24 protein-coding genes are annotated in these 24,496 nt (G+C 73.0%); 13 read left to right on the top strand and 11 right to left on the bottom strand.

Translation table 11 applies throughout. From position 1 onward, the window contains the following. Positions 1 to 6: 6 nt before the first annotated feature. Together BLW47_RS14410 and BLW47_RS14405 are read right to left on the bottom strand one after the other, a co-directional pair. Positions 7 to 1,326: a GNAT family N-acetyltransferase gene (locus BLW47_RS14410; protein ID WP_091556523.1), complete on the bottom strand. Its 1,320-nt coding sequence runs from the start codon at positions 1,324 to 1,326 to the stop codon at positions 7 to 9. 440 nt (positions 1,327 to 1,766) lie between these two features. Next, positions 1,767 to 2,180: a hypothetical protein gene (locus BLW47_RS14405; protein ID WP_139307296.1), complete on the bottom strand. Its 414-nt coding sequence runs from the start codon at positions 2,178 to 2,180 to the stop codon at positions 1,767 to 1,769. Positions 2,181 to 2,283: 103 nt separating this feature from the next. Between BLW47_RS14405 and BLW47_RS14400 the strand changes: the two genes are divergently transcribed. From BLW47_RS14400 to BLW47_RS14395, 3 genes are all read left to right on the top strand, one after another. Continuing rightward, positions 2,284 to 2,691, top strand: coding sequence for a DUF2267 domain-containing protein (locus BLW47_RS14400; RefSeq protein ID WP_091556519.1), 408 nt, complete (start codon positions 2,284 to 2,286; stop codon positions 2,689 to 2,691). A gap of 85 nt (positions 2,692 to 2,776) precedes the next feature. Continuing rightward, positions 2,777 to 2,899 carry a hypothetical protein gene (locus BLW47_RS25805; RefSeq protein WP_281247266.1) on the top strand — a complete coding sequence of 41 codons (123 nt, stop codon included), beginning with the start codon at positions 2,777 to 2,779 and terminating at the stop codon, positions 2,897 to 2,899. A 162-nt stretch (positions 2,900 to 3,061) separates the two neighbouring features. Continuing rightward, positions 3,062 to 3,739 carry an HAD family hydrolase gene (locus BLW47_RS14395; protein ID WP_091556817.1) on the top strand — a complete coding sequence of 226 codons (678 nt, stop codon included), beginning with the start codon at positions 3,062 to 3,064 and terminating at the stop codon, positions 3,737 to 3,739. A gap of 65 nt (positions 3,740 to 3,804) precedes the next feature. Here BLW47_RS14395 and BLW47_RS14390 read toward each other — a convergent pair whose 3' ends face one another. The 5 genes from BLW47_RS14390 to BLW47_RS14370 form a co-directional block, all read right to left on the bottom strand. Continuing rightward, the gene (locus tag BLW47_RS14390; RefSeq protein WP_091556517.1) at positions 3,805 to 6,354 is read right to left on the bottom strand and encodes an ABC transporter permease; all 2,550 of its coding nucleotides are present in this window, start codon (positions 6,352 to 6,354) and stop codon (positions 3,805 to 3,807) included. Beyond that, positions 6,354 to 7,121 (bottom strand): ABC transporter ATP-binding protein, encoded by a 768-nt coding sequence (locus BLW47_RS14385; protein ID WP_091556516.1) that lies wholly within the window; start codon positions 7,119 to 7,121, stop codon positions 6,354 to 6,356. The genes BLW47_RS14390 and BLW47_RS14385 overlap by 1 nt, the downstream gene beginning before the upstream one ends. 371 nt (positions 7,122 to 7,492) lie before the next feature. Continuing rightward, entirely contained in the window at positions 7,493 to 8,209 is a 717-nt protein-coding gene (locus tag BLW47_RS14380; protein ID WP_091556513.1) for a response regulator, read from the bottom strand. Further along, positions 8,206 to 9,444: a sensor histidine kinase gene (locus BLW47_RS14375; RefSeq protein WP_091556815.1), complete on the bottom strand. Its 1,239-nt coding sequence runs from the start codon at positions 9,442 to 9,444 to the stop codon at positions 8,206 to 8,208. The genes BLW47_RS14380 and BLW47_RS14375 overlap by 4 nt, the downstream gene beginning before the upstream one ends. 77 nt (positions 9,445 to 9,521) lie before the next feature. Continuing rightward, positions 9,522 to 10,529, bottom strand: coding sequence for a RecB family exonuclease (locus BLW47_RS14370; protein WP_091556511.1), 1,008 nt, complete (start codon positions 10,527 to 10,529; stop codon positions 9,522 to 9,524). A gap of 101 nt (positions 10,530 to 10,630) precedes the next feature. Between BLW47_RS14370 and BLW47_RS14365 the strand changes: the two genes are divergently transcribed. From BLW47_RS14365 to BLW47_RS14355, 3 genes are read left to right on the top strand one after another with little or no spacing between them, the layout of a single operon-like run. Further along, entirely contained in the window at positions 10,631 to 11,785 is a 1,155-nt protein-coding gene (locus BLW47_RS14365; protein ID WP_091556509.1) for a site-2 protease family protein, read from the top strand. Next, positions 11,782 to 12,759: a tRNA (adenine-N1)-methyltransferase gene (locus BLW47_RS14360; RefSeq protein ID WP_091556507.1), complete on the top strand. Its 978-nt coding sequence runs from the start codon at positions 11,782 to 11,784 to the stop codon at positions 12,757 to 12,759. Before BLW47_RS14365 ends, BLW47_RS14360 begins: the two co-directional genes overlap by 4 nt. A gap of 22 nt (positions 12,760 to 12,781) precedes the next feature. Further along, complete coding sequence (locus BLW47_RS14355; RefSeq protein WP_091556505.1) at positions 12,782 to 13,354, top strand: hypothetical protein; 573 nt, start codon at positions 12,782 to 12,784, stop codon at positions 13,352 to 13,354. A 40-nt stretch (positions 13,355 to 13,394) separates the two neighbouring features. Here the strand turns inward: BLW47_RS14355 and BLW47_RS14350 are convergent, their stop codons facing one another. Beyond that, positions 13,395 to 13,688, bottom strand: coding sequence for a ferredoxin (locus BLW47_RS14350; protein ID WP_245736633.1), 294 nt, complete (start codon positions 13,686 to 13,688; stop codon positions 13,395 to 13,397). A 174-nt stretch (positions 13,689 to 13,862) separates the two neighbouring features. Here BLW47_RS14350 and arc point away from each other — a divergent pair, with 174 nt between their 5' ends. The 5 genes from arc (at position 13,863) to prcA (ending at position 19,582) form a co-directional block, all read left to right on the top strand. Next, complete coding sequence (gene arc, locus BLW47_RS14345) at positions 13,863 to 15,644, top strand: proteasome ATPase (RefSeq protein ID WP_091556501.1); 1,782 nt, start codon at positions 13,863 to 13,865, stop codon at positions 15,642 to 15,644. A 193-nt stretch (positions 15,645 to 15,837) separates the two neighbouring features. After that, the gene (gene dop, locus BLW47_RS14340; protein WP_091556498.1) at positions 15,838 to 17,355 is read left to right on the top strand and encodes a depupylase/deamidase Dop; all 1,518 of its coding nucleotides are present in this window, start codon (positions 15,838 to 15,840) and stop codon (positions 17,353 to 17,355) included. Positions 17,356 to 17,472: 117 nt separating this feature from the next. Continuing rightward, positions 17,473 to 17,688 (top strand): ubiquitin-like protein Pup, encoded by a 216-nt coding sequence (locus tag BLW47_RS14335; RefSeq protein ID WP_091556497.1) that lies wholly within the window; start codon positions 17,473 to 17,475, stop codon positions 17,686 to 17,688. 164 nt (positions 17,689 to 17,852) lie between these two features. Continuing rightward, positions 17,853 to 18,692, top strand: a complete 840-nt coding sequence (prcB, locus tag BLW47_RS14325; protein ID WP_091556495.1) for a proteasome subunit beta — start codon at positions 17,853 to 17,855, stop codon at positions 18,690 to 18,692. Between the two features lie 56 nt (positions 18,693 to 18,748). Beyond that, the gene (gene prcA / locus BLW47_RS14320; RefSeq protein ID WP_091556493.1) at positions 18,749 to 19,582 is read left to right on the top strand and encodes a proteasome subunit alpha; all 834 of its coding nucleotides are present in this window, start codon (positions 18,749 to 18,751) and stop codon (positions 19,580 to 19,582) included. A gap of 54 nt (positions 19,583 to 19,636) precedes the next feature. Here prcA and rfbB read toward each other — a convergent pair whose 3' ends face one another. Continuing rightward, positions 19,637 to 20,626, bottom strand: a complete 990-nt coding sequence (rfbB, locus tag BLW47_RS14315; protein WP_091556491.1) for a dTDP-glucose 4,6-dehydratase — start codon at positions 20,624 to 20,626, stop codon at positions 19,637 to 19,639. Between the two features lie 112 nt (positions 20,627 to 20,738). On the opposite strand from rfbB, the gene pafA reads away from it, so the two are divergent. Both pafA and BLW47_RS14305 read left to right on the top strand, forming a co-directional pair. Next, the gene (pafA, locus tag BLW47_RS14310; protein WP_091556488.1) at positions 20,739 to 22,097 is read left to right on the top strand and encodes a Pup--protein ligase; all 1,359 of its coding nucleotides are present in this window, start codon (positions 20,739 to 20,741) and stop codon (positions 22,095 to 22,097) included. A 27-nt stretch (positions 22,098 to 22,124) separates the two neighbouring features. Beyond that, positions 22,125 to 22,316: a hypothetical protein gene (locus BLW47_RS14305; protein ID WP_091556487.1), complete on the top strand. Its 192-nt coding sequence runs from the start codon at positions 22,125 to 22,127 to the stop codon at positions 22,314 to 22,316. 28 nt (positions 22,317 to 22,344) lie between these two features. Here BLW47_RS14305 and BLW47_RS14300 read toward each other — a convergent pair whose 3' ends face one another. Both BLW47_RS14300 and BLW47_RS14295 read right to left on the bottom strand, forming a co-directional pair. Further along, positions 22,345 to 23,436 (bottom strand): DUF3866 family protein, encoded by a 1,092-nt coding sequence (locus BLW47_RS14300; protein ID WP_091556812.1) that lies wholly within the window; start codon positions 23,434 to 23,436, stop codon positions 22,345 to 22,347. 52 nt (positions 23,437 to 23,488) lie between these two features. After that, positions 23,489 to 24,442: a cation diffusion facilitator family transporter gene (locus BLW47_RS14295; protein WP_091556486.1), complete on the bottom strand. Its 954-nt coding sequence runs from the start codon at positions 24,440 to 24,442 to the stop codon at positions 23,489 to 23,491. Between the last annotated feature and the right edge of the window lie 54 nt (positions 24,443 to 24,496).

Below are 24,496 nucleotides of genomic sequence, written 5' to 3'. Positions count from 1 at the left end.
GGCGGGTCAGAGGATCGGCCACACCATCGGGGGAGTACGCGGGAACGCCGCCGCCAGGAAGAGCTCTGTCGTCCGATCCCGGATGACGGCGTCCGGCCAGGCGTGCAGCACCTCGGCCAGCGTGCGGTGGCCGAGGACGAGCTGCAGCAGCGCGTCCACCGGCAGCACGGCGTGCACCGCCGGGTCATCGGCGGGGGCGACGGTGCGCGGCGCCGCGGCCACGGCGCTCAGTTCGCCGTCGCGGAACTCGAGCTGCATCCCGTGGCCGTACGTGTCGACGCGCAACGTCCGGTCCGGCCAGCGCAGCGCCGCCGTCCGCCATCGACGCGCCAGCGCCGGCGCCCACCGCCGCAGCAGCGCGACCGGGTCGCCGGTGCGTACGTACCAGGCGCCGGGCCGGTGCGGCACGCCGGCCGGGGCGAACCGGCTCAGCGGGTGCGCGGCGTCGAGCAGCGGGCGGACGCCGCTGAACGGCCGGCCGGCCACCTCGGCGGTCTGCCGGCCGACGACGCCGAGCTGCGCCAGCAGCACCGGCGCCGCGACGGCCCAGTCCGCCGGTCGTGCGCAGCCGGCGGCGAAGACGGCCAGCTCACCGGCGGCGCTCGGACGCACCGCGTGCACGGTGTAGCCGACGACGGTGTCGTCCGGGTCGACCAGCGCGATCACGCCACGGCGCACGAAGTTCTCCGGGTCCCGGTCGCCCAGCTCGTACCGCCACATCGCGGCGTCGCGCGGGCAGTGCAGCCCGTCCTGATCCGCCAGCGCGGCGTCGACCGCGGCCAGCGCGTCGGCGTCGGCGGGCGTGCCGGGGCGGGCCCGCAGCGCCGCCGCGGTCGGCGCGCCCGGCAGCGCCGCCGCGGGGACGAACGGAGCACCGCCGCTGGCCAGCGCGTACTCGTAGCCGAAGCGGCGGTAGAAGTAGGGGATTCCCTCGATCAGCTGCAGCGCGACGCTCTCTCGGTCGCAGCGCTCGTGCAGCGCCTCGAACAGCCGGTCGGTGAGTCGCTGACCGCGGTGCGCCGGGTCGGTGCCGACGAGTTCGACCTGGACGACCGGGAGCTGGACCGGTCCGTGCCGCCACTGCTGCGTGACCGCGACCAGGCTCGCCACCGGCCGCCCCGTGACGACGTCCTCGGCGACCAGGAAATCCGCCGGCGTGACGGTGGGGTGGCCGGCGAACAGGTCGCGCGTCCACGCCGCGATGCCGGGATGCGGCTTTCCGCCCGTCTGGGCCTGCAGGTGCACGGCCGCGTTGATGGCGGCCAGCTCCGCGACGTCCCCGGGTTGCCCGGCGCGGATCCGGTAACGACTGCCGTCCGTATTCACAACTTACCTATCTAGCAGATGATCCATCGTCGTGCGGCGGGACGCGCCGTGTCCGGCGCACCCGGACAGTCCGGGGCGGCCGTGCAGATTCCGGCTTATCCGTCTCATGCCGCTATCGACGGAAAATCACTGATTGGACGTGACACGGAGCACCTCCACTCCCGCGGGATTGCCCCCGCGAACGCCGTTCGGCAGGGTCTTGAGCTGGTGCGTTCCCCCACGTATCACCGCCGCCACCCCAGGGAGCCCCTCGTGCCCGCCGCCCACCGTGCGCCCGTCCCCATCGCCCGCCGTGTCAAGACCACCGCCGTCATCGGCGCGGTCGTCGTCTCCGCCGCCGGCCTGGGCCTCGCCCTGACCCGGGGCGACGAGCCCGTCGCCGGGACCGCGGCGCCGGCGTCGGCCCGCGTCGGGGACCGGGCTTCCCGGGGCGTCGACCGTCAGCCGGTGCCGTCGTCCGCGCCGACCACCCCGGCCGCGCTCACCGCCACCGCGACCCCGTCGCCGGCCGCTTCCGCCGCCGTCGGCGCGATCGTCACCCCGGACAACGGCGCGCCGCTTCGGACGACCGCGCCGGTCACCGCCGCTGCGCCCGTCGCCCCCCGACCCGCCCCGGTGCCCTCGTCGGCCCGGTCCGCCCCCACGCCGGCCCCGACGAAGCCCGCGCCGGCCTCCGCAAAGCCGTCCGGCTCCGTGCGGCCCGCGTCCACCGTGTCCGCGTCCACCGTGCCCGCGCCGACCATGCCGGCGCCCAGCACGCCCGCGCCGTCGACCCCCGCGCCGGGCGTGCCCCCGGTCTCCGTCCCCGCGCCGACCGTCCCGGCCGCGCCCACCCCGCCTACCGCGACGGACACTCCTGACCCGTCGATCCCGTAGCGCCGCCGGGCCGCCCCGGCGCCGTTTGATCGACCAACCGCCGGGTAGTCGGCGGCGGGCGGCGTCGAGAGGGGGTCCGAGGTGAACTGTGCGGAGTTCGTTGCCGCGGCCGGGCGCCGTGCCGGGGTGCCGCCGGAACAGGCGCACGCGTTGACCCGGGCCACGCTCGAGACGCTCGCGGATCGGATCAGCGGCGGACAGGCACGCGAGGTGGCCGCCCAGCTCCCGCCGGAGCTGCGGGACTACCTGCGCAAGGAGCAGGAGTTCCCGGAGCCGTTCGGGCTGGGACAGTTCATCCGGCGGGTGAGCGATCGCGCGGGCGTCAACACGGCGCAGGGCAGCGCCGCCGTCCGCGCCGTGCTCGCCACCGTGCGCCAGGCCATCACTGGCACCGAGTTCGAGGACGTGGTGTCCCAGCTGCCGAAGGAGTACTGGGAGGTCATCACCCCGGTGGGTGTGGAGGTCGGCGTACGACGCGGTCGTCGCTGACCGCCCTCACCCCGGCCGGGCGAGGCCCGATCACCCCCACGCGGTGCACCGTGGCAGTCGGACACTCTCGCGGAGGTGAGTGAGCATGCCGATCAACAGCGACACGCGCCTGGCGAACTACCGCAAACAGACCGGCCGCCCCGAACTCACGCCGCGCCAGCGGAGGCGGGCGGAGAAGAAGGAGGGGACGCGCCGGGCGCAGGGATAGCCTCCTGCGCGGCGGGCCGCCCGCGTGGGCCCCCGTCGGCCCGGTGATGCCCGCCACGAGCGGGGCGCGGCCCGGGCGGGCGCGGCGGCGGGTGGGCGACACTGGTCGGCGGTAGATCCACCGGCCGAGGGAGAACCCGTGACCACGCATCCGGTCGCCGCCGTGCTGTTCGACATGGACGGCACGCTGGTCGACAGCGAGCGGCTCTGGGACATCGCGATGGACGAGCTCGCGGCCAGCTACGGCGGGACGCTGTCGCCGTCGGCGCGGCGGTCGATGGTGGGGTCGAGCATGGCCACATCGATGCGGATCCTGCACGACGATCTCGGCCAGCCGTGGCGCGACCCCGCCGCCGGCATCGCCTTCCTGGAGCGGCGCGTCGCGGAGCTCTTCGTGACCGGCCTGCAGTGGCGGCCGGGCGCGATGGCGCTGCTGCACGCGGTGCGCGCCGCCGCCATCCCCACCGCGCTGGTCACCTCCACCGCCCGGGCGCTGGTCGAGGTGGCCCTCGACACGCTCGGCCGGGACAGCTTCGACGTCGTGGTCTGCGGCGACGAGGTGACGGCGACGAAGCCCGACCCCGCCCCGTACCTGACGGCCGCGCGCCTGCTGTCGGTGCCGATCGAGCGGTGTGTCGCGATCGAGGACTCCCCGACGGGGGTGGCGAGCGCGCTCGCGGCCGGCGCCGCGGTGCTCGCCGTGCCGTGCGAGGTGTCGCTGACCGAGACCGACGGCGTACACCTGATGACGACGCTGGCCACCGCGGACCTGGAGCTGCTCGCGTCCCTGCTGGCGTCCCGCGACGCGCCCGCCGCGATCGGTGTGATCACCGAGTCCTGACCGCGCGGTCCGCGGGGTGCTGCGGGGCGGGGTGGCATCCCCGCCCCGCCCCGCGGGTGCGCCGGCTACTCGTGCGCGATGGCGCCCAGCACGTTGAGCCGCGCCGCGCGGATCGCCGGCAGGACGGCGGCGATGCCCCCGACCAGCGCCGCCAGCACGAGGAAGACCGCCGCCTGCGACCAGGGCAGCACCAGGTTCGTGATGCCCTGGTCGCGCAGCGCCCGGACCACGGCCGCGCCGAGCCCGGTGCCGACGGCCACCCCGAGCAGCGCGCCGAAGACCGAGATCACGACGGCCTCGACGGTGACCATCCACATCGTCGCCCCGCGGCCGAGCCCGATCGCCCGCAGCAGCCCCAGCTCGCGGGTGCGCTCCAGCACCGACAGCGCCAGGGTGTTGACGATGCCGAGCACGGCGATCAGGATCGCCAGCGCCAGCAGCACCTGGATCATCAACAGCAGCTGGTCGAACTGGCCGGTCTGCTGCTCGATGAACGAGGCGCGGTCGGCGACCGACACCTCCGGGCTGTCGGCGAGCAGCGCCTCCACCTGCGGCAGAACCCGGTCGACGGGGGTGCCCGGATCGAGCTGCAGGTAGCCGAGGTTCGGCTGCGGGACCGCGAAATCGCGGGCCGCCTCCACCGGCACCACGAACCCGCCGAACAGGTCCGACTCGGCGTAGATCCCGGTGACCGTGTACGTCTGCTGCTCGCCGCGGGTCAGCTGCACCAGCAGCGTGGATCCGACCGCGACCCCGCGTTCACGCGCCGTCTTCGCGTCCACCAGCAACTGCCGCGGCCCGATCCGGTCGATGCTGCCGCTGGTCGGGGTCGCCTTGTAGATGCCGCGTAGCGCCGACACGTCGCTGGTCGCGGTGACGTAGGTGCGCTCCCCGCCCACCATCGCCATGTCGCCGTAGAGGCCGGCGACGACCCGGACGCCGGGCAGCGCCGCGGCCCTGTCCAGCACGGCCGGGTCGAAGCTCGGCAGCCGCGGCCCGGTCTGGGCCCCGGAGATCACCAGTTCGGCCTGGATCGTCTCCTCGGCCAGCGCGGTCAGGCTGCTCTTGGCCGAGTTGAGGATGACGGTCACGCCGGTGACCAGCGCGATGCCGACCATCAGTGCGGCGGCCGTGATCGCGGTGCGGCGCGGGTTGCGGCCGGAGTTGAGCCGGCCCAGCTTTCCCGGAACCGACCAGGAGAAGATCCGGCCGAGCAGCGCGACGACCGGCTTGCTGATCAGCGGGGTCAGGAGCGCCACCCCGACGAACGACACCAGCACGCCGCCGAGGATCGTCCAGAGGGTGTTGTCGCCGGCGTTGCCGGACAGGCCGAGCGCGAGCAGCGCCCCGCCCACCGCCGCCACCGCGGCGCCCGCGACCGTGAGCCGGGTCAACGGCCGGTCCGGGGTTGCCACGTCCTGCATCGCCGCGATCGGCGGGATCCGGGACGCCCGCAACGCCGGCAGCGTCGCGGCGACGACCGTGACGAGCACGCCGACCACGAACGCGCTGACCACCGCGGCGACCGGCACGCCGATCGGCGCGAGCTCCAGCCCGCCACCGAACTGCCCGAAGACGTACGCCAGCAGCGCCCCGACGCCGACGCCGGCGCCGAGCCCGAGCAGCGCCGCGATCAGGCCGATGACGACCGCCTCGACCAGCACCGCGCCGATGATCTGCCGGCGGCTGCCGCCGACGGCCCGCATCAGGGCGAGCTCGCGGGTCCGCTGCGCCACGATGATCGAGAACGTGTTGAGGATCAGGAAGATGCCGACGAACAGCGCCACGCCGGCGAAGCCGAGCAGGATGTTGTTGAAGAACGCGAGCCCTTCCTTCAACCCCGCGGAGGCCTCGTCGGAGAGCTGCTCGCCGGTCTTGACCACGTACTGGTCGCCGAGGGCGCGGGCGATGTCGTCGCGCAGCGCGGTGGCCGCCACGCCGTCGGCGGAGCGCACGACGACGCTGTTGTAGACGCCCTTCTCGCCGAGCATCAGCTGCTGGGCGACGGGCTCGGTGAACATCACCTCCTGCACGCCGCCGAGGCTGTCCCGACCGCCGCTGTAGCCGAACACGCCGACCAGGGTGAATTCCCGCTTGGGCGCCAGCGTCAGCACGCCGACCCGGTCCCCGACCTTGATCTTCGCGGCCTCCGCGACCGTGGCGTTCACCGCGATCTCGTCGTCGCGGGTCGGCCCGCGCCCGGAGCGCAGCTCGACCAGCTCGTCGTCGCCGGTCCAGTTGCCGCCGAGCTGCGGCGGGCCGAACGACGTCACCACCTTGCCGTTCGTACCGATCACCCGCGCGCCGTCGGCGGAGATCACCCCGGTGGCCGTGGCCACCCCCGGCACCGAACGGATCTTGTCCACCGTGGACGCCGGGAAGTTCGCCGCGACCTGCTCTCCCTCGAACTCGCTCACCGCGACCTTCGGCTTGGCGCTCACCGCGACGTCGACCTCTGAGTACGCGGTGCTGAACACCGCGTCGAAGGAGCGGCCAAGCGTGTCGGTGAGCACGAACGCGCCGGACACGAACATCACGCCCAGCACGACGGCCAGCCCGGACAGGACCAGCCGCAGCTTCCGGGCGAGCAGACTCTTGAGTGTGGCGCGCAGCATCAGACGTCCGCCTCGGCCAGCACGTCGAGCCGCTTCATCGTGTCCAGCACGGTCTCCGGTGTCGGCCCGGTCAACTCGGTCACGACCTGGCCGTCGGCGAGGAACACGACGCGGTCGGCGTAGGAGGCGGCGGCGGGATCGTGGGTGACCATGACGATGGTCTGGTCGTGCTCCTTGACGGAGTTGCGCAGGAAGTTGAGGACCTCGGCGCCGGCGCGGGAGTCCAGGTTGCCGGTCGGTTCGTCGGCGAAGATCACCTCGGGGCGCGCGACGAGCGCGCGGGCGCACGCCACCCGCTGCTGCTGGCCGCCCGAGAGCTGCGCCGGACGGTGGCCGAGCCGGTCGCGCAGCCCGACGGTGTCGATCACCGTGTCGAACCAGGCCGGGTCGGGTTTGCGGCCGGCGATCGCCAGCGGCAGCAGGATGTTCTCCCGGGCCGACAGCGTCGGCAGCAGGTTGAACTGCTGGAAGATGAAGCCCACCTTGTCGCGGCGCAGCCGGGTGAGTCCCGCGTCGCCCAACCCGGTCACCGTCGTGTCGCCGATCGAGATCTGGCCCCGGGTCACCGAGTCGAGGCCGGCGAGGCAGTGCATGAGCGTCGACTTGCCGGAGCCGGAGGGGCCCATGATCGCGGTGAAGCGGCTCCGCTCGAACTCCACGCTCACCCCGCGCAGCGCCATCACCTGGGCCTCGCCGCTGCCGTACACCTTCCACACGTCGTTCGCGCGGGCGGCCACCTGATTATCGCGGGCTACCGTCGCCGTCACTGGTCCTCCTGAAGAAAGCTCTTGTGGACCGGCCACGCTCTCGGCGTGGCCGGCGGATTAATCCTCGGCGACCGGAGGTCGCGGCTCCTCCGCCCGAGGGGTGAGCCGTACGCGGATTTCCTGCTGCGGGTGCGCCCTTATGCCGGGTCAGGGTTCCCCCTGAATCCTCCGGCATGGTCGCGTCGTTTTCGCCCGAAACACCGATTTCAGCGCTGTTTGCCCGTCGCCCGGCCGCCGTACCTCACGGTAGGGCCCGCGCGCACGGCCGCCGTTGTGCGCGCGGACCGTCCCCGGGTACGCCGCCAGCCGGTCCGCGATCCGACCCGAGGAGGAGACGCCGGTCGTCGGCGGCCGTCCGGTGTGGAGCGCCGCTACCCGCGGGGCCGCACCAACCCCGACTCGTACGCCAGCACGACCGCCTGCACCCGGTCGCGCAGCCCGAGCTTCGTCAACACGTGCCCGACGTGCGTCTTGACCGTCGTCTCGCTGACCGACAGCGCCCGCGCGATCTCCGCATTCGACAGCCCGCGTGCCACCTGCAGCAGCACCTCGCGCTCGCGCTCGGTCAGCACGTCGAGCGCCCTGGGTGGCGCCGCAGCGGGGTCGGGCAGCGCGTCGGCGAACCGATCGAGCAGGCGCTTGAGGATGCGGGGCGCCACGACCGCCTCGCCGGCGGCCACCGTCCGGATCGCGGCGACCAGGTCGTCGGCGGGCACGTCCTTGGCGAGGAAGCCGCTGGCCCCGGCGCGCAGCGCGCCGACGACGTACTCGTCGAGGTCGAATGTGGTGAGAATGAGGACGCGGACCGGCAGCCGGGCGTCGACGATCGCGCGGGTCGCGGCCACCCCGTCGAGGCGCGGCATCCGGATGTCCATCAGCACCACGTCGGGCAGCAGCCGACGGGCGAGATCCACCGCCTCGGCCCCGTCGCCGGCCTCGCCGACGATGTCGAGGTCCTCCTCGGCGCCGAGCACCATCCGGAACCCGGTGCGCAGCAGTGGTTGGTCGTCGGCGAGCAGGATCCGTACCGGCCGGCTCGCCCGCCCGCCCGCGGCGGTGCTCTCTCCGGCCGTGCTGCCCGCGGTCATGCCGCCCCCTCGCCGATCGGTCCGCCCAGCTGTTCCATCGGGATCTTGGCGTGGATCCGGAAGCCCCCGCCCGGGCGGGAGCCGGTGCGCAGCGTGCCGCCGTAGAGCGCGACGCGCTCGCGCATGCCGACCAGGCCGTGCCCGACCCGGCCGGGGCGCGGGGCGGGCCCGCGACCGGTGTCGAAGATCTCCAGGATCAGCCAGTAGACCCCGAAGCTCAGCCGCACCTGCGCGGTGGCCGCCCCGGCGTGCTTCAGCGTGTTGGTCAACGCCTCCTGGACGATCCGGTAGATGGTGAGCGCGACCCCGGGATCCAGCGGCGCGGGGGCGCCGTCGACGCGCAGCGTGACCGGCAACCCCGCCTCCCGCACCTGCTCGATGAGGGCCTCGATGCCCGCGAGCCCCGGTTGCGGCGCCAGCTCCGCGGCCGGCTCGGCGTCGGTGCGCAGCACGTCGAGGAGCCGGCGCATCTCCCGCAGCGTCGTGCGGCTGGTCTCCTCGATCGTGCGCAGCGCCTCGTCCGCGACCTGCGGATCCCGCCCGAGCACCCGGCGCGCCCCCGTGGCGAGCACCCCCATCACGCTGACGTGGTGCGCGACCACGTCGTGCAGCTCGCGCGCGATGCGCCGCCGCTCGTCGGCGACCGCCTGCTCGGCCAGGGCGCGCTGGTTCTCCTCGGCGGCCCGCGCGCGCTCCTCCAACGCCAGCGTCGACGCGCGCCGGGCGTGCGCGGCGCGCCCGATGAAGAAGCAGACCAGCGCGAGGAGCACGTTGGTGAACATCATGTAGGCGGGCGAGATGCCGCCCAGGTCGGCCCGGTTCGACGGGGCCACCGCGGTGACCAGCAGAGGGCTCCAGATCAGCGTGCCGGCCAGGGCGGCCCACCACAGCGCGAGACGGGCCGCCACGGAGTAGGTCAGGAAGCCCACCGACACGACCATGGTGATCGCGTCGTGGTGGGCGAAGAGCGGCACCGCGGCGGCGAGCCCGACCGCGACCCACGGGGCGATCCGCCGCAGTGCGAGCGGCAGGGCGCCGGCCGCACTCCACGCCACGATGGTCGGCCAGTCCGCGGTCTTGAGCTCGGGCGGCCCGGTGGCGATCAGCGCGACCTCGACGGCGACGGCGGCCGCCGCGAACAGGCCGTCCCTGCGCAGCAGCCGGTACGCCGGCCGGCCGGCCCGGTCGCCCGGCGCGGCGTCGCCGCCCACGCTCCGCGAGGGGACACCTGACATGACCGCGACGGTAGTCGCCGGACCGGAAACCGGATCCTCGCCGGACATGAGCCGCGCCTCCTCCCCGGGGAGGAGCGTCACTCGTCCGCGCCGGGCACGGCGGGCGTCTGGGCGGCGAGCGGGCCCGCCAGCACCGGCAGCTCCGGGAACGGCGGTGGCGTGCCGCCGAAGCTCGGGCAGAGCGCCTGGTGGCTGCACCAGTCGCAGAGCCGGCTCGGCTTGGGGCGGAAATCCCGTCGCTCGGTCGCCTGCTCGATCGCCCGCCACAACGCGAGCAGCGTGCGCTCGAAGCGCACCAGCTCGTCCGGGTCGGGCGCGTAATCGCAGATCTCGGCGTCCTTGAGGTAGATCAGCCGCAGGGCGCGCGGCACCACGCCGCGGGTGCGCCACAACACCAGCGCGTAGAACTTCAGCTGGAACAGCGCCCGCCCCTCGAACGCCTCGCGCGGCGCGCCGCCGGTCTTGTAGTCGACCACCCGCAGGTCGCCGCCGGGCGACACGTCGAGCCGGTCGATGTAGCCGCGGATCAGCAGCTGGTCGTCGACCACGGCCGACACCAGGCTCTCCCGCTCGGCCGGCTCCAGCCGGCGCGGGTCCTCCACGGCGAAGTAGCCGTCGAGCAGCTTCCGGGCGGCGGTCAGAAAGTCCGTCGTGGCCGCGTCGTCGGCGAAGATCGTGGCGAGCTCGGGCTCGTCGGCGAGGAGCTGCTCCCATTGCGGCGCGACCAGGTCACCGGCGGCGGCCGGGGTGCGCTCGGTCGGCGGCAGGTCGAACAACCGTTCCAACACGGCGTGGACCAGTGTCCCGCGGGCCTGGTCGGCGGTCGGCGTCTCGGGCAGCCGGTCGATGGTGCGGAACCGGTAGAGCAGGGGGCAGGTCTTGAAGTCGGCCGCGCGCGACGGCGACAGCGACGGGTGCGCCGGGCGCTCCAGCGGCCCCGGCCGCCGCGCCGGCCCCGGCTGCCGCTGGCCGGCCGGGTCCGTCGCCGACCCGGCGCCTTGTGCGGTCACGGCCTGCGCGGTCACGGCCTGCGCGGTCACCGCCTGCGCAGCCAGGGTTTGTGCCGCCACCGTCTCCGCCGTCATGGCACGAAGGTTATGCGACGGGTACGACGAGACCGCGCGCGCGGGGTGTGCCGGCATGCCGACCGTCCGGCGCGCCGCGGGCATTCCGTAGCATCAACCCGATGGAGGAGAAGAGCCCGCGGCAGGGCCCGCCGGAGCGGCGTCCCGGCCTGGCGGTCGGTCGGGTGTTCGGGGTGCCGGTCTACCTCAACGCCTCCATGCTGCTGCTGGCCGTGCTGGTGACCGGGCTCTACGGATCGTTCGTCCGCCGCCAGCTCGAGCTCTCCGCCGTCGCCGGCTACCTGGTGGGCTTCGGCTTCGTGGTCTGCCTGCTCGGCTCGGTGCTGCTGCACGAGCTCGGACACGCGCTGACCGCCCGGCGCTACGGCATCGGCGTCCGCGGCATCACGCTGGAGCTGCTGGGCGGCTACACCGAGATGGACCGGGATGCCCCCACCCCCAAGGTCGACCTGTTCGTCTCGCTCGCCGGCCCCGCCGTCTCCCTGGTGCTCGGTCTCGGCGCCGTCGTCGCCACCGTCGCGCTGCCCGACCGCACCCTGCTCAACCAGCTCGCGTTCCAGCTGGCGGTGAGCAACGTCGTGGTCGCCGTCTTCAACTCGCTGCCCGGCCTGCCGCTCGACGGGGGTCGGGCGTTGCGGGCGGCGGTGTGGGCGTACAGCCGGGACCGGCACCTCGGCACCGAGGTCGCCGGCTGGATGGGGCGCGCGGTCGCGGTCGGCACCGCCGCGCTCGTCGCGCTCCTGACCGCGCTCGGGCAGCTCTCCGCGGTCGGCCTGGCCTTCATGCTGCTGGTCGCGTTCACCCTCTGGCAGGGGGCGGGCCAGTCGATCCGGGTGGCGCGGATCAGCCGCCGCTTCCCGCTGATCGATCTCGCCGCGCTGGCGCGGCCGGTCTACTCGGTGCCGACCGGCACACCGCTGGCCGAGGCGCAGCGACGCGGTGCCGAGGCCGGGCGGGGCGAGGACGTGCTCGGGGTGGCGGACTCGGCGGGCCGACTCGTGGCGCTGGTGGACCGGGTCGCCGCCGAGGCCGTCCCGGCGGAGCGGCGGCCGTGGATCACCGTGGACACGGTGGCCCGCGGGGTCGAGGGCGTGCACACCATTCCGGTCGGCCTCACCGGCGAACAGGTGATCCGTGTCGTGCAGACCCACCCGGGCGCGCAGTACCTCGTCACCGCGGGCGAAGATGTGGTCGGCGTCCTGCACGTCGCCGATCTCGCGCAGCTCCTCGAGCCGAACCGAAAGTTGAATCCGTGACCGCACCGTCCGCCCCCGTCCCCGACGTCACCGCCGAGCCGCCCGCGCACCGCGGCCCGTTCCGCGCCGGCGACCGGGTGCAGCTCACCGACCCCAAGGGTCGGATGCACACGATCGTCCTCGAGCCGGGGAAGTCGTTCCACACCCACCGGGGGGCGCTCGAACACGACGCGCTGATCGGGCTGCCCGACGGCAGCGTCGTCACGTCCACCGGCGGCACTGTGTACCTGGCGCTGCGGCCGCTGCTGTCGGACTACGTGCTGTCGATGCCGCGCGGCGCGCAGGTCATCTACCCGAAGGACGCCGCGCAGATCGTGGCCATGGGCGACATCTTCCCGGGCGCGAAGGTGCTGGAGGCGGGGGCCGGCTCCGGGGCGCTGACCTGCTCGCTGCTGCGGGCCGTCGGCGCCGGCGGCGAGGTTCACTCGTTCGAGCTGCGGGAGGACTTCGCGGCGATCGCGCGCAAGAACGTGGAGGCGTTCTTCGGCGGGCCGCACCCGGCGTGGCGGCTGCACGTCGGCGACGTCGCGACGTGCGCGGAGACCGGCTTCGATCGGATCATCCTCGACATGCTGACGCCCTGGGAGGTGCTCGACCTGGTGGAGCGGGCGCTCGTGCCGGGCGGGGTCTTCATCGGCTACGTCGCCACCACTCCACAGCTGTCGGAGCTGGTGGAGGCGCTGCGCGAGCGGGGCGGGTTCACCGAGCCGCGCGCCTGGGAGTCGCTCGTGCGCGACTGGCACGCCGAGGGCCTGGCCGTCCGTCCCGACCACCGGATGATCGCGCACACGGCGTTCCTGGTGTCGTCGCGCAAGCTCGCGCCGGGGGTGACCGCGCCGGCACGCCGCCGCAAGCCGAGCAAGGGCCAAGAGGCATACGCCCTGCGCAAGCAGGGCCTGCAGGAGGCCGAGACGCTGCGGCGCTCGGCGGTGAGCGCCGCGGACGCGGTCGCGGGGGAGGAGGACATCCAGTGACCGAGCGCGTCGGGCGGGACGGATGAGCACGCCGGGGTTCGGTGCTGGCGGCGAGGTCCCCGCGGTCTTCCCGGACTGGTCGCCGTACCAGGATCTGGATTCCGCGGCCCGCGCCTACCTGCGCGACCCGGACGTGGCGCTGGAGGCGCTCGGTGGGGTGTTGCGCGGCGCGGCCGTACTCGGGTTCACCCTGGAGCGGTTCGTCAACGAGGTGAACGGGGTCTGGCAGGAGGTCGTCGTCTGCGACGGCAGCCGGCTGGTGCTCTGGCACGGCGAGGACGTGCCGCCGGGGGACGGCCCGGCCGGCTCGATGACGTCCTCGCTGCGGGTGGTGCCGCTCTCCACGATCACCGAGGTCGGCTGCCGGCGGCGGCTGACCCGTACCCCCACCGGCCCGGCCCGGGTCGACAGCATTGACGTCTACCTGCTGCTGAGCTCGCTCGACGAGGCGGCGCAGGGCGACGACACGCCGGGGCCGCGACACGACGCGCTGCGTTTCGGCAAGACGCTGGACGACGGCGGGGCGGGGCAGATCGCGCGGCTGGAGGAGTTCGCCCGGCTGGTCGCGTCGATGGTGGGGCGTCCGACGCTGTGAGCGTCCGCGCGCCCGGTCCGATCGGGCGGACCGGGCGGCGCTACTCCGCGTCCGGTCCGGCGACCGCGACCCCGTCGGTGCTGCGCAGCACGTGGATGCACTCGCCCGGGCACTCCTTGGCCGCGTCGATCACGTCGAGGCGCAGGTGCGCGGGAACGTCGACCCGGCTGCCCGGCGCGAGCTGCAGCTCGCCGTCGCCGTCCTTGACGTAGGCCAGGCCGTCGACGTCGAACTCGAAGACCTCGGGCGCGTACTGCACGCAGAGTCCGTCGCCGGTGCACAGGTCCTGGTCCACCCAGACCCGCAGCTCGTCGGTCTCTATCTGCGTCGTCACGGCGTACCTCCCCATGTCGTGGTGCCGGCCTCGACGCTACCGGACGCCCGGATCCGACCCGATCGCGGAGGGCCGGCGATCAAGGTTGAAGCGCAGCGCGTCGCGTGGGTTCGGATCGCCGCCGAAACGGTTAGTGTTATGGCAGAACGTTTTAGCCCCCCGGGGAGGTGGGACGTGGCACGCAGCGACGACGCGGATTCGCGCGCCGTACGGTGGGAGAAGGAGGCCCACGATCTCTCCACCCAGGTCGCGTTCCTTCAGGAGGAACTCGCTCTGGTGCGGCGCAAGTTGACCGAAAGCCCCCGACACGTCCGGCAGCTCGAGGAGCGGCTAGCCGCAACGCAGGCACAGCTCGCGCGACTGACCGAAAACAACGATCGGCTCGTGGCCACCCTCAAGGAGGCGCGCGCCCAGATCGTGACCCTGAAGGAAGAGATCGACCGGCTGGCGCAGCCGCCGAGTGGATACGGCGTCTTCCTGTCCCGGCACGACGACGGCACGGTGGACGTGTTCACCGGCGGCCGTAAGCTGCGCGTCGCGGTCTCGCCGTCGATCGAGGTGGCGGAGCTGCGGCGCGGCCAGGAGGTGCTGCTCAACGACGCGCTCAACATCGTCGACGCGTTCGGCTATGAACGGGCCGGCGAGGTCGTGATGCTCAAGGAGGTGCTGGAGAACCCGACCGGGGGCTCCGGGGACCGGGCGCTGGTGGTCTCCCACGCCGACGAGGAGCGGGTGGTCCATCTCGCCGAGACGCTGATCGGCGCCCCGTTACGGGCCGGCGACTCGCTGATGATCGAGCCGCGATCGGCGTACGCCTACGAGCGCATCCCGAAGAGCGAGGTCGAGGAGCTGGTCCTCGAAGAGGTGCCGGACGTCGACTACACCGACATCGGTGGTCTGCAGGCGCAGATCGAGCAGATTCGCGACGCGGTGGAGTTGCCGTTCCTGCACGCCGAGCTCTTCCGGGAGCATCAGCTGCGCCCGCCGAAGGGCATCCTGCTGTACGGGCCGCCCGGCTGCGGCAAGACGTTGATCGCCAAGGCCGTGGCGAACTCGCTGGCGAAGAAGATCGCCGAGCGGCGCGGCGAGGAGAAGCACACCAGCTACTTCCTCAACATCAAGGGTCCGGAGCTGCTCAACAAGTACGTCGGCGAGACCGAGCGGCACATCCGGCTGATCTTCCAGCGCGCCCGCGAGAAGGCGGGCGAGGGCACGCCGGTCATCGTGTTCTTCGACGAGATGGACTCGGTGTTCCGCACCCGCGGCTCCGGTGTCTCGTCCGATGTGGAGAACACGATCGTCCCGCAGCTGCTCAGCGAGATCGACGGCGTGGAGGGGCTGGAGAACGTCATCGTCATCGGCGCCTCCAACCGGGAAGACATGATCGACCCGGCGATCCTGCGGCCGGGCCGGCTCGACGTCAAGATCAAGATCGAGCGTCCGGACGCCGAGGCGGCCAAGGACATCTTCTCCAAGTACATCCTCACGGACCTGCCGCTGCACCCCGACGACCTCGCGGAGCACGGCGGCGACCCGCGGGCGACGGTGGCCGCGATGATCGAGGCCGTCGTGCTGCGCATGTACTCGGAGAGCGAGGAGAACCGGTTCCTCGAGGTCACCTACGCCAACGGTGACAAGGAGGTCCTGTACTTCAAGGACTTCAACTCCGGCGCGATGATCCAGAACATCGTCGACCGGGGCAAGAAGATGGCCATCAAGGAGTTCCTCAACTCCGGACGCAAGGGGCTGCGGTTGCAGCACCTGCTCGACGCGTGCGTCGACGAGTTCCGGGAGAACGAGGACCTGCCCAACACCACCAACCCCGACGATTGGGCGCGCATCTCCGGCAAGAAGGGCGAGCGGATCGTCTACATCCGTACGCTCGTCTCCGGGGGCAAGGGCGCCGAGGCCGGCCGGTCCATCGAGACGGCCAGCAACACGGGCCAGTACCTGTAGCCGCTGACGGCGGTGGGTGCGGCGCGGTGCGTCGCGCCCGCCGCCGTTCGCGTTCCCGCCGCCGCGCGTTCCCACGGCCGGGCGTCGTCGTCGCCACCGCGCTCGGTGGCGATGTGGACACGCCAGCGCGGTGGGGCGCGGCGGAGCGGACTACGCTCGACGCCATGGGCGAGGGAAGCGACGAGGTGGCAGCATGAGCGTACGGCGGATCATGGGCACCGAGGTCGAGTACGGCATCTCCGTGCCCGGCCAGGCGGGAGCCAATCCGATGGTGACCTCCTCCCAGGTCGTCAACGCCTACGGGGCGCGTCCCGAGCTGACCCGGGGCGGCCGGGCGCGGTGGGACTACGAGGAGGAGTCGCCGCTGCGCGACGCGCGCGGTTTCACGTACTCGGGCGCGGCCTACGACCCGGCGGAGGCCCTGGCGGACGAGGACCTCGGGCTCGCCAACGTGATACTGACCAACGGCGCGCGCCTCTACGTCGACCACGCCCACCCGGAGTACTCGACGCCCGAGGTCACCAACCCGATGGACCTGGTCCGCTGGGACAAGGCGGGGGAGCGGGTGATGGCCGAGGCGGCCCGCCGCGCCGCGACCATCCCGGGCACGCAGCCGATCCACCTCTACAAGAACAACACCGACAACAAGGGCGCCAGCTACGGAGCGCACGAGAACTACCTGATGCGCCGGCAGACCCCGTTCGCCGACATCGTCGCGTACCTGACCCCCTTCTTCGTCACCCGGCAGATCGTCTGCGGGGCGGGCCGGGTCGGCATCGGACAGGACGGCTCGCAGCCGGGCTTCCAGATCTCGCAGCGCGCCGACTTCTTCGAGGTCGAGGTGGGGCTGGAGACCACGCTGAAGCGCCCGATCATCAACACGCGCGACGAGCCGCACGCCGACGCCGACAAGTACCGCCGGCTGCACGTCATCATCGGCGACGCCAATCTCGCCGAAACCTCCACCTACCTCAAGGTCGGCACCACGGCGCTGGTGCTCACGATGATCGAGGAGAAGGCGCTCACCGGCGACCTGGGCATCGCGGACCCGGTCGCCGAACTCAAAGCCGTCAGCCACGACCCGTCGCTGACCCACCTCATGCGGCTGCGCGACGGGCGCCGGCTGACCGCGCTCGACCTGCAGTGGGCGTACCTCGAGCGGGTGCGCTCCTTTGTGGAGGACCGGTACGGCGACGACCTCGACGAGGCCACCGCCGACGTGCTGCAACGGTGGGAGAGCGTGCTGCACCGGTTGGGACGCGATCCCATGCTCTGCGCGGGTGAGCTGGACTGGGTGGCGAAGCTGCGGCTGCTGGAGGGCTACCGCGAACGCGAGAGCCTCAGCTGGGCGTCGCACAAACTGCAGCTCGTCGACCTGCAGTACTCGGATGTGCGCCCGGAGAAGGGGCTCTACCACCGGCTGGTGTCGCGGGGGTCCATGAAGACGCTGCTGCCGGAGGAGCAGACCCGGGCCGCGATGGTGGAGCCGCCCGAGGACACCCGGGCGTACTTCCGGGGCCGGTGCCTGGCGCAGTACGCCTCGGAGGTGGTGGCGGCCAGTTGGGACTCCGTCATCTTCGACGTGGGGCGCGAGTCCCTCGTCCGGGTGCCCATGATGGAGCCCGAGCGGGGCACGAAGAAGCACGTGGGCGCGCTCTTCGATCGGTGCGCGAGCGCGAAGGACCTGCTGGAGGCGATCACGGGCGGCTGACGCCGCGCCGGGCGCGCCGGCGATTGCCTCCGCCGTGGGCGAAACGTCGCGTGCGGCGGGCCTTTTCGGTGCGGTGGCGAGGTAGGTTTCTCCCAAGCGATGTTGAGGAGGGACGCAATGGCTACCCGTGACACCGGCGGTCAGTCGCAGTCCGGCAGGGCGCGCCGCGACGAGGAGATCGACGAGACGACGGCCGAGGCCAACCCGGAGGTCGCCGAGCGGCACGCCGAGATCACCGAGGACGTCGACGACCTGCTCGACGAGATCGACTCGGTGCTGGAGGAGAACGCAGAGGAATTCGTCAGGGGCTACGTACAGAAAGGCGGCCAATGACCGGCCTGTCCGATTCCGTGCGCGCGGAAACCGGACGACCGACCACGATGATCGCGGCCTGAGGGCGCGCGGGATACTCTGCTTCATCTGCGACCGCGGGCGCGGTCAGTCCCGACAGGCGCGGGACGACCGGGCGGAGTCGATCACGTACCGAAGGGAACCACGTGGCAGCGGGTTTTGATCCATCCGGGCGTCTACCAGATGTGTTCACCAACGCGGGGACGTCCTCCTTCACCCAGTTCCTGAGCAAGGTGGCGCCGGAGCTGCTGCCCGGCCGCCGGCCGCTGCCGCCGGGGCTCGCCGCCGACATCGCGCCGCACGCCACCACGATCGTCGCCATCGTCAGCGAGGCCGGCGTGGTGATGGCCGGCGACCGGCGCGCCACCATGGGCAACCTGATCGCCAGCCGCGACATCGAGAAGGTCCATCCCGCGGACGCGTACTCGCTGATCGGCATCGCCGGCACGGCGGGGATCGGCATGGAGCTGATGCGCCTGTTCCAGGTCGAGCTGGAGCACTACGAGAAGATCGAGGGGGCCGTCCTCTCCCTCGACGGCAAGGCCAACCGGCTCGCCTCGATGATCCGCGGCAACCTCGGCGCCGCGATGCAGGGGCTGGCCGTGATCCCGCTCTTCGCCGGCTTCGACCTCGCCGCCACCGATCCGGCCCGCGCCGGGCGCATCTTCAGCTTCGACGTCACCGGCGGCCCGTACGAGGAGACCGGCTACGACGCGATCGGCTCGGGGTCGCTGTTCGCCAGGGCCGCGCTGAAGAAGCGCTTCCGCCCCGGCCTGAGCACCCCCGACGCCGTGCGGTTGGCGGTCGAGGCGCTCTACGACGCGGCCGACGACGACACCGCCACCGGCGGGCCCGACCTCTCCCGCAAGATCTACCCGGTCGTCATGACCGCCACGGCCGAGGGCACCCATCGGCTGACCGAGAGCGAGACGGCCGCGGTCGCCGAGGCCGTGGTCGCCGGTCGCATGGAGAACCCGGGCGGCTGAGGCCGCCGCACCCCCCACCGCACCCCGTTCCGTCAGGTCGAAGGAGAGCCGCCGCCGTGGCAATGCAGTTCTACGCCTCGCCCGAGCAGATCATGCGCGACCGCTCCGAGCTCGCGCGCAAGGGCATCGCCCGCGGGCGCAGCGCGGTGGTGCTCAGCTACGAGGGCGGGGTCCTGTTCGTGGCGGAGAACCTGTCCAGCGCCCTGCACAAGGTCAGCGAGATCTACGACCGGATCGGCTTCGCCGCGGTCGGGCGCTACAACGAGTTCGAGAACCTGCGCCGGGCCGGCGTGCGGATGGCGGACCTCAACGGGCTCAGCTACGACCGGCGCGACGTGACCGGCCGCGCGCTGGCCAACGCGTACGCGCAGACGCTCGGCGCGATCTTCACGGAGCAGTCCAAGCCGTTCGAGGTGGAGATCTGTGTTGCCGAGGTCGGGGCGACCCCGGAGGCCGACGAGATCTACCGGCTCACCTACGACGGGTCCGTCAACGACGAGCCGGGCTGCATGGCGATGGGCGGTCAGGCCGACGCGATCGCCGGGGCGCTGCGGGCCAACCACCGCGGCGACATGTCGCTGGCCGACGCGGTGAAGCTGGCGCTGTCTGCGTTGAGCAGCGTCGGCGGCGAGGGCGGCGCGGCCCGGACCATCGCCGCCAACCAGCTGGAGGTCGCGATCCTGGACCGGCGGCGCAAGGGCCGCACCTTCCGGCGCATCACCGGGGCGGCGCTGACCGCGCTGCTCGACGGCGAGGCCGCCGCGAAGGCCGAGGAGGCAACGGCGCGCGACGAGACGCCGAAGACGCCCGAGCCCGGCCCGCGGAAGCCGACCGCGTCCGCCGCGTCGGCGGACCTGGAGGACAAGGACCCCGGACCCGCGGGGGCCTGACCCCCACGCCGGTCCCCGCCGCCCGCTCGCACCGCGCGCCAGCGGCGCGCGGGTTCAGGAGGGCGGCAGAGGCGCGCGCTCCCGTGCCGCCTTCCACCAGCCGGGGTTGTCGCGGTACCACGCGACCGTCTCGGCCAGGCCGGCGTCGAATCCGACGCGCGGGGTGTAGCCGAGCTCCGCGAGCTTCGTGCCGTCCAGGCAGTAGCGGCGGTCGTGGCCCTTGCGGTCGGGCACCTGCCGGACCACCTCCCAGCCCACGCCGAACGCGGCGAGCAGCCGCCCGGTCAGTTCCCGGTTGCTCAGCGGCGTACCGCCACCGACGTGGTAGACCTCGCCCGGCGCGCCGTCGGTCAACGCCCGCTGCACGCCGCGGCAGTGGTCGTCGACGTGCAGCCAGCTCCGCGTGTGCGCGCCGTCGCCGTACAGCGGCAGCGGCCGGCCGCTCAGCAGATTCGTCACGAAGAGCGGGACGACCTTCTCCGGGAACTGGTACGGGCCGTACGTGTTGGGTCCGCGGGTCACGATGGCGGGCAGCCCGTGGGTGTGGTGGTAGGCCAGCGCCATCAGATCGGCTGCCGCCTTGCTGGCGGCGTACGGGTTGCTCGGCGCCAGCGCCCGCTCCTCGGTGGCGGCGCCGGCGGAGACCGACCCGTACACCTCGTCCGTGGAGACCTGCACGAAGCGCGCCACCCGGTGCCGCGTCGCGGCGTCCAGCAGCACCTGGGTGCCGAGCACGTTGGTCGTGGTGAACGGGGTGGCGCGGGCGATCGCACGGTCGACGTGGCTTTCGGCGGCGAAATGCACGACGGCGTCGACGCCGGGCAGCAGCGTGTCGACCAGAGGCGCGTCGGCGACGTCGCCGACGACGAGCCGCAGCCGCGGGTCGCCCGCCACCGGCGCCAGGTTCGCCCGGTCGCCGGCATAGCTGAGCATGTCCAGCACGGTCACCTCGGCGTCGGGCAACTCCGGGTAACCCCCGCTGAGCAGGGTCCGCACGTAGTGCGAGCCGATGAATCCGGCGCCGCCGGTGACGAGCAGTCTCATGATGGCGGCAGTCTAGATGCGCCCGTCGTGCCGTCCCGCGCTCGCCCGGCGAGTCGGTGGGCAGTCTTGCGCGCCCCTGCCCAATGTCGGTTGGGGCGGCTAGTGTCTGGTCATGGAACGGCGAATCTTCGGGCTCGAGACCGAGTACGGCGTCACCTGCACCTACCGGGGACAGCGGCGGCTCTCCCCGGACGAGGTCGCCCGTTACCTGTTCCGCCGGGTGGTGTCCTGGGGACGTTCCAGCAACGTCTTCCTGCGCAACGGCGCCCGGCTCTACCTGGACGTCGGCTCCCACCCCGAATACGCGACCCCCGAGTGCGATTCGGTCGCCGACCTCGTCGCCCACGACCGCGCCGGCGAGCGGATCCTGGAGGGGCTGCTCGTCGACGCCGAGAAGCGGCTGCACGACGAGGGGATCGCGGGCGAAATCTACCTGTTCAAGAACAACACCGACTCGGCCGGCAACTCCTACGGCTGCCACGAGAACTACCTCGTCTCGCGGCACGGCGAGTTCGGGCGGCTGGCCGACGTGCTGATCCCGTTCCTGGTCACCCGGCAGCTGATCTGTGGCGCCGGCAAGGTGCTGCAGACACCGCGGGGCGCGGTCTACTGCCTGTCGCAGCGCGCCGAGCACATCTGGGAGGGGGTCTCCTCGGCGACCACCCGCTCCCGGCCGATCATCAACACCCGCGACGAGCCGCACGCCGACGCCGAACGGTACCGTCGACTGCACGTGATCGTCGGTGACTCCAACATGAATGAGGTCACCACCCTGCTCAAGGTCGGCACCGCGGACATCGTGCTGCGGATGATCGAGGCCGGTGTGGTGATGCGGGACCTGTCGCTGGAGAACCCGATCCGCGCCATCCGCGAGGTGTCGCACGACATCACCGGCCGCCGCAAGATCCGGCTCGCCTCCAACAAGGAGGTCAGCGCCCTGGAGATCCAGCAGGAATACCTGGCGAAGGCGACCGAGTTCGTCGAGCGGCGCGGCGACGACCAGACCGCCAAGCGCGTGGTCGAGCTGTGGGGGCGGGTGTTGCGTGCGGTGGAGACCGGCGACCTGGAGCCGGTGGCGCGCGAGATCGACTGGGTGACCAAGCTGCGGCTGATCGAGCGCTACCAGCGCAAGCACGACCTGCCGCTGTCGCATCCGCGGGTCGCGCAGATGGACCTCGCGTACCACGACGTGCGGCGCGGCCGCGGACTCTACGGGCTGCTGGAAAAGCGCGGCCAGGTGGACCGGATCGCCACCGACCCGGAGATCTTCGAGGCGAAGGAGACGCCGCCGCAGACCACGCGGGCGCGGCTGCGCGGGGAGTTCATCCGGCACGCGCAGGAGAAGCGGCGCGACTTCACCGTCGACTGGGTGCACCTCAAGCTGAACGACCAGGCGCAGCGCACCGTGCTCTGCAAGGACCCCTTCCGGGCGTACGACGAGCGGGTGGAGCGGCTGATCGCCAGCATGTGACCCGGGCCGGGTAGGCTCGACCGCGCTATGACCCACCCCGAGCCCTCCCGCGACGACGCCGACGAGCCCCGCCCCAACTGGCTGGACAAGCGGCGTCAGAAGATCGCCGACGAGATCGCGCGCAACCGGCGCGGTGAATACACGGTGCCGACCTGGGTGCTGGCGCTCGCGCTGGTGGTGATGGTGGGCGCCTGGGTCGCGCTGATCGTGCTCAGCTGACGGGCCCGCCGCGCCGGGCCGCGCTCACTCAACCCGACGTCAGCAGCGCCGCGCCGTGCCGTCCGGCCGCGGCCGCCGCCAGGAAGTAGGCGTAGTCGGCGTCGAGCCCGCGCCCCATCGTGGAGAGCGGCGCCGGGGCGGCCCGCAGCGCGGCGTCGAGCCCGTCGGTGGCCACCCGGACGACGCGGTGCCGGGGCGGCAGCGTCGCCAGCGCCGTCTCGACGAGCGCGGCGAGCCCCGGGTCCAGACCCTCCGGCACGACCAGGTCCGCGCCCGCCAGCGCGACCCGCCCGTACGCGGTGACGCTGTGGTGGGACAGCCCCCGGTGGCGGGGGCGGGGGTCCGCCGCCGAGATCCGCAATGACCCGACGGGGCGGCCGCCCAGCGCGACGGCGGCGTTGACCGCCTCGCCGACGCTCACCCCGGAGAAGCCCCAGCGGGTGCCGGTGCCGAGGTTTCCCGGGCCCTGCGCGACGACGGTGAGCTCCGCGTCGAGCGCGTGCCGGGCGGCGAGCAGCCCGCTGTGCAGGTTCGTCGCCTCCAGGTCGCCGCCGAAGGCCTGCCCGACGGTGACGGTCCCGACGAGCACGTCCCGCAGGCCGGCGAGGGTGCGGGAGAACCAGGCCGGCAGCGCCCCGCCGTCGGTCATCAGATAGGCGATCCGGGTGCCGGGGCGCCCGGCGAGGGCGCCGGCGACGATCGCCGGTAGGGCCGAGTGCAGGTCGGCGGTGATCACCGGCATGCCGGCCAGGTCGTCGGCGTCCGCGAGCGTCGCCCGGTGCGGCGACGCCTCCTCGTCGGCACCGAGCAGGATCGCCTGCAGCGGCGTGTAGCGCGCCTTGACCAGGTGTCCGGCCTCACGCGTCGTCCCGTCGTCCGGCGGGTCGGCCGGCAACCGGTCGGGCAGCGCGACGACCAGCGCGTAGCCGCCGGTGCCCAACCCCATCACCAGGGCCCCCACGTTCAGCAGCACGCGGTCGCCGGGCGCCGGTTCGCCGACCAGGAACGGGTACGCCAGCGCCCGCAGCGTCGCGCCGTCGCCGAGCGTGACGTCCAACTCGACCGCGCCGTGCCACCGCCGCCGTACCCCGGCCACCGTTCCGGACCGCCATCGCACCATGCCCGGCACGTTATCGGCTCCCACGCGGGCGGCGGCCACCGCGGGTACATGATCACTGCGCGTCCCCGCTCCGCGGCGGCGCCGCGGAGCGGGTGGGATCGAGGAAGACGTGCCGGATGCCGGGGTGGCGTGCGCAGAGCCGCCGCTCCGCCTCGGCGGCCGCCGCCTCGATCTCCGCCGCGCTCGCCTCGTCGCGGAAGTCCAGCTTCGCCGCGACCAGGATGTCGTCCGGGCCGAGCTGCATGGTCAGCAGGGTGTCGACGCGGTGCACGGTGGGCAGCGCCGCCAGCTCGTCGTGGATCGCCGTGTGCACCCGATCCGGGACGGCCCGCCCGACCAGCAGCGACATGTTGTTGCGGGCCAGCACGGTGGCGATCACGAGCAGCAGCAGACCGATCGCGACCGACGCCAGCCCGTCCCAGAGCACCCGCCCGGTCAGCTGGGACAGGCCGAGCCCCAGGGCGGCGATCACCAGGCCGACCAGCGCGGCGGAGTCCTCCATCACGACCGCCCGCACCGTGGTGTCGGCGGTGAGCCGCAGGAAGCGGCGGGGTGGCGTCCGCGACCGGCGCGCCTCGCCGCGGACCTGCCGGAGGGAGCGGACCAACGCCCCGCCCTCCAGCCCGAACGCGACCACCAGCACGATGTACGACGCGAGGTAGTCGCCGGTGTACGCGCCGCCGCTGATGGTGACCACCCCGTGCGCGATCGAGAAGCCGGCGCCGACCACGAACGTGAAGGCCGCCGCGAGCAGCGACCACACGTACCGTTCCTTGCCGTGCCCGAACGGGTGCCGGCCGTGCGGCGGCCGGTCGCTGCGCCGCAGCGCGGTGAAGAGCAGCAGCTGGCTGGCGGTGTCGGCGACCGAGTGCGCCGCCTCGGCGAGCATCGCCGCCGAGCCGGAGATCAGCCCGGCGACGGCCTTGGCGATCCCGACCCCCACGTTCGCCGCGCCGGCCACCAGGACCGTGCGCGCGCTCGCCGACACGCCGTTGTTGTCCGGCACGGGTAGATTCTCCCGGATAGTTGCCCCCGGTCGGGCGTGATGGCCTGCACGACC

It is taken from the genome of Micromonospora pattaloongensis (assembly GCF_900107255.1).
GTDB lineage: Bacteria > Actinomycetota > Actinomycetes > Mycobacteriales > Micromonosporaceae > Micromonospora_I > Micromonospora_I pattaloongensis.
Note: the sequence above shows the minus strand (reverse complement) of the source record. Positions and strands in the feature narration are given on the sequence as shown.

Excerpts from the sequence above, each read along its gene's own strand:
- BLW47_RS25805 (WP_281247266.1), top strand. The coding sequence starts at position 2,777 with ATGCCGATCAACAGCGACACGCGCCTGGCGAACTACCGCAAACAGACC.
- BLW47_RS14390 (WP_091556517.1), bottom strand. The coding sequence starts at position 6,354 with ATGCTGCGCGCCACACTCAAGAGTCTGCTCGCCCGGAAGCTGCGGCTG.
- BLW47_RS14380 (WP_091556513.1), bottom strand. The coding sequence starts at position 8,209 with ATGACCGCGGGCAGCACGGCCGGAGAGAGCACCGCCGCGGGCGGGCGG.
- BLW47_RS14375 (WP_091556815.1), bottom strand. The coding sequence starts at position 9,444 with ATGTCAGGTGTCCCCTCGCGGAGCGTGGGCGGCGACGCCGCGCCGGGC.
- BLW47_RS14370 (WP_091556511.1), bottom strand. The coding sequence starts at position 10,529 with ATGACGGCGGAGACGGTGGCGGCACAAACCCTGGCTGCGCAGGCGGTG.
- BLW47_RS14365 (WP_091556509.1), top strand. The coding sequence starts at position 10,631 with ATGGAGGAGAAGAGCCCGCGGCAGGGCCCGCCGGAGCGGCGTCCCGGC.
- BLW47_RS14355 (WP_091556505.1), top strand. The coding sequence starts at position 12,782 with ATGAGCACGCCGGGGTTCGGTGCTGGCGGCGAGGTCCCCGCGGTCTTC.
- dop (WP_091556498.1), top strand. The coding sequence starts at position 15,838 with ATGAGCGTACGGCGGATCATGGGCACCGAGGTCGAGTACGGCATCTCC.
- BLW47_RS14335 (WP_091556497.1), top strand. The coding sequence starts at position 17,473 with ATGGCTACCCGTGACACCGGCGGTCAGTCGCAGTCCGGCAGGGCGCGC.
- rfbB (WP_091556491.1), bottom strand. The coding sequence starts at position 20,626 with ATGAGACTGCTCGTCACCGGCGGCGCCGGATTCATCGGCTCGCACTAC.
- pafA (WP_091556488.1), top strand. The coding sequence starts at position 20,739 with ATGGAACGGCGAATCTTCGGGCTCGAGACCGAGTACGGCGTCACCTGC.
- BLW47_RS14305 (WP_091556487.1), top strand. The coding sequence starts at position 22,125 with ATGACCCACCCCGAGCCCTCCCGCGACGACGCCGACGAGCCCCGCCCC.
- BLW47_RS14300 (WP_091556812.1), bottom strand. The coding sequence starts at position 23,436 with ATGGTGCGATGGCGGTCCGGAACGGTGGCCGGGGTACGGCGGCGGTGG.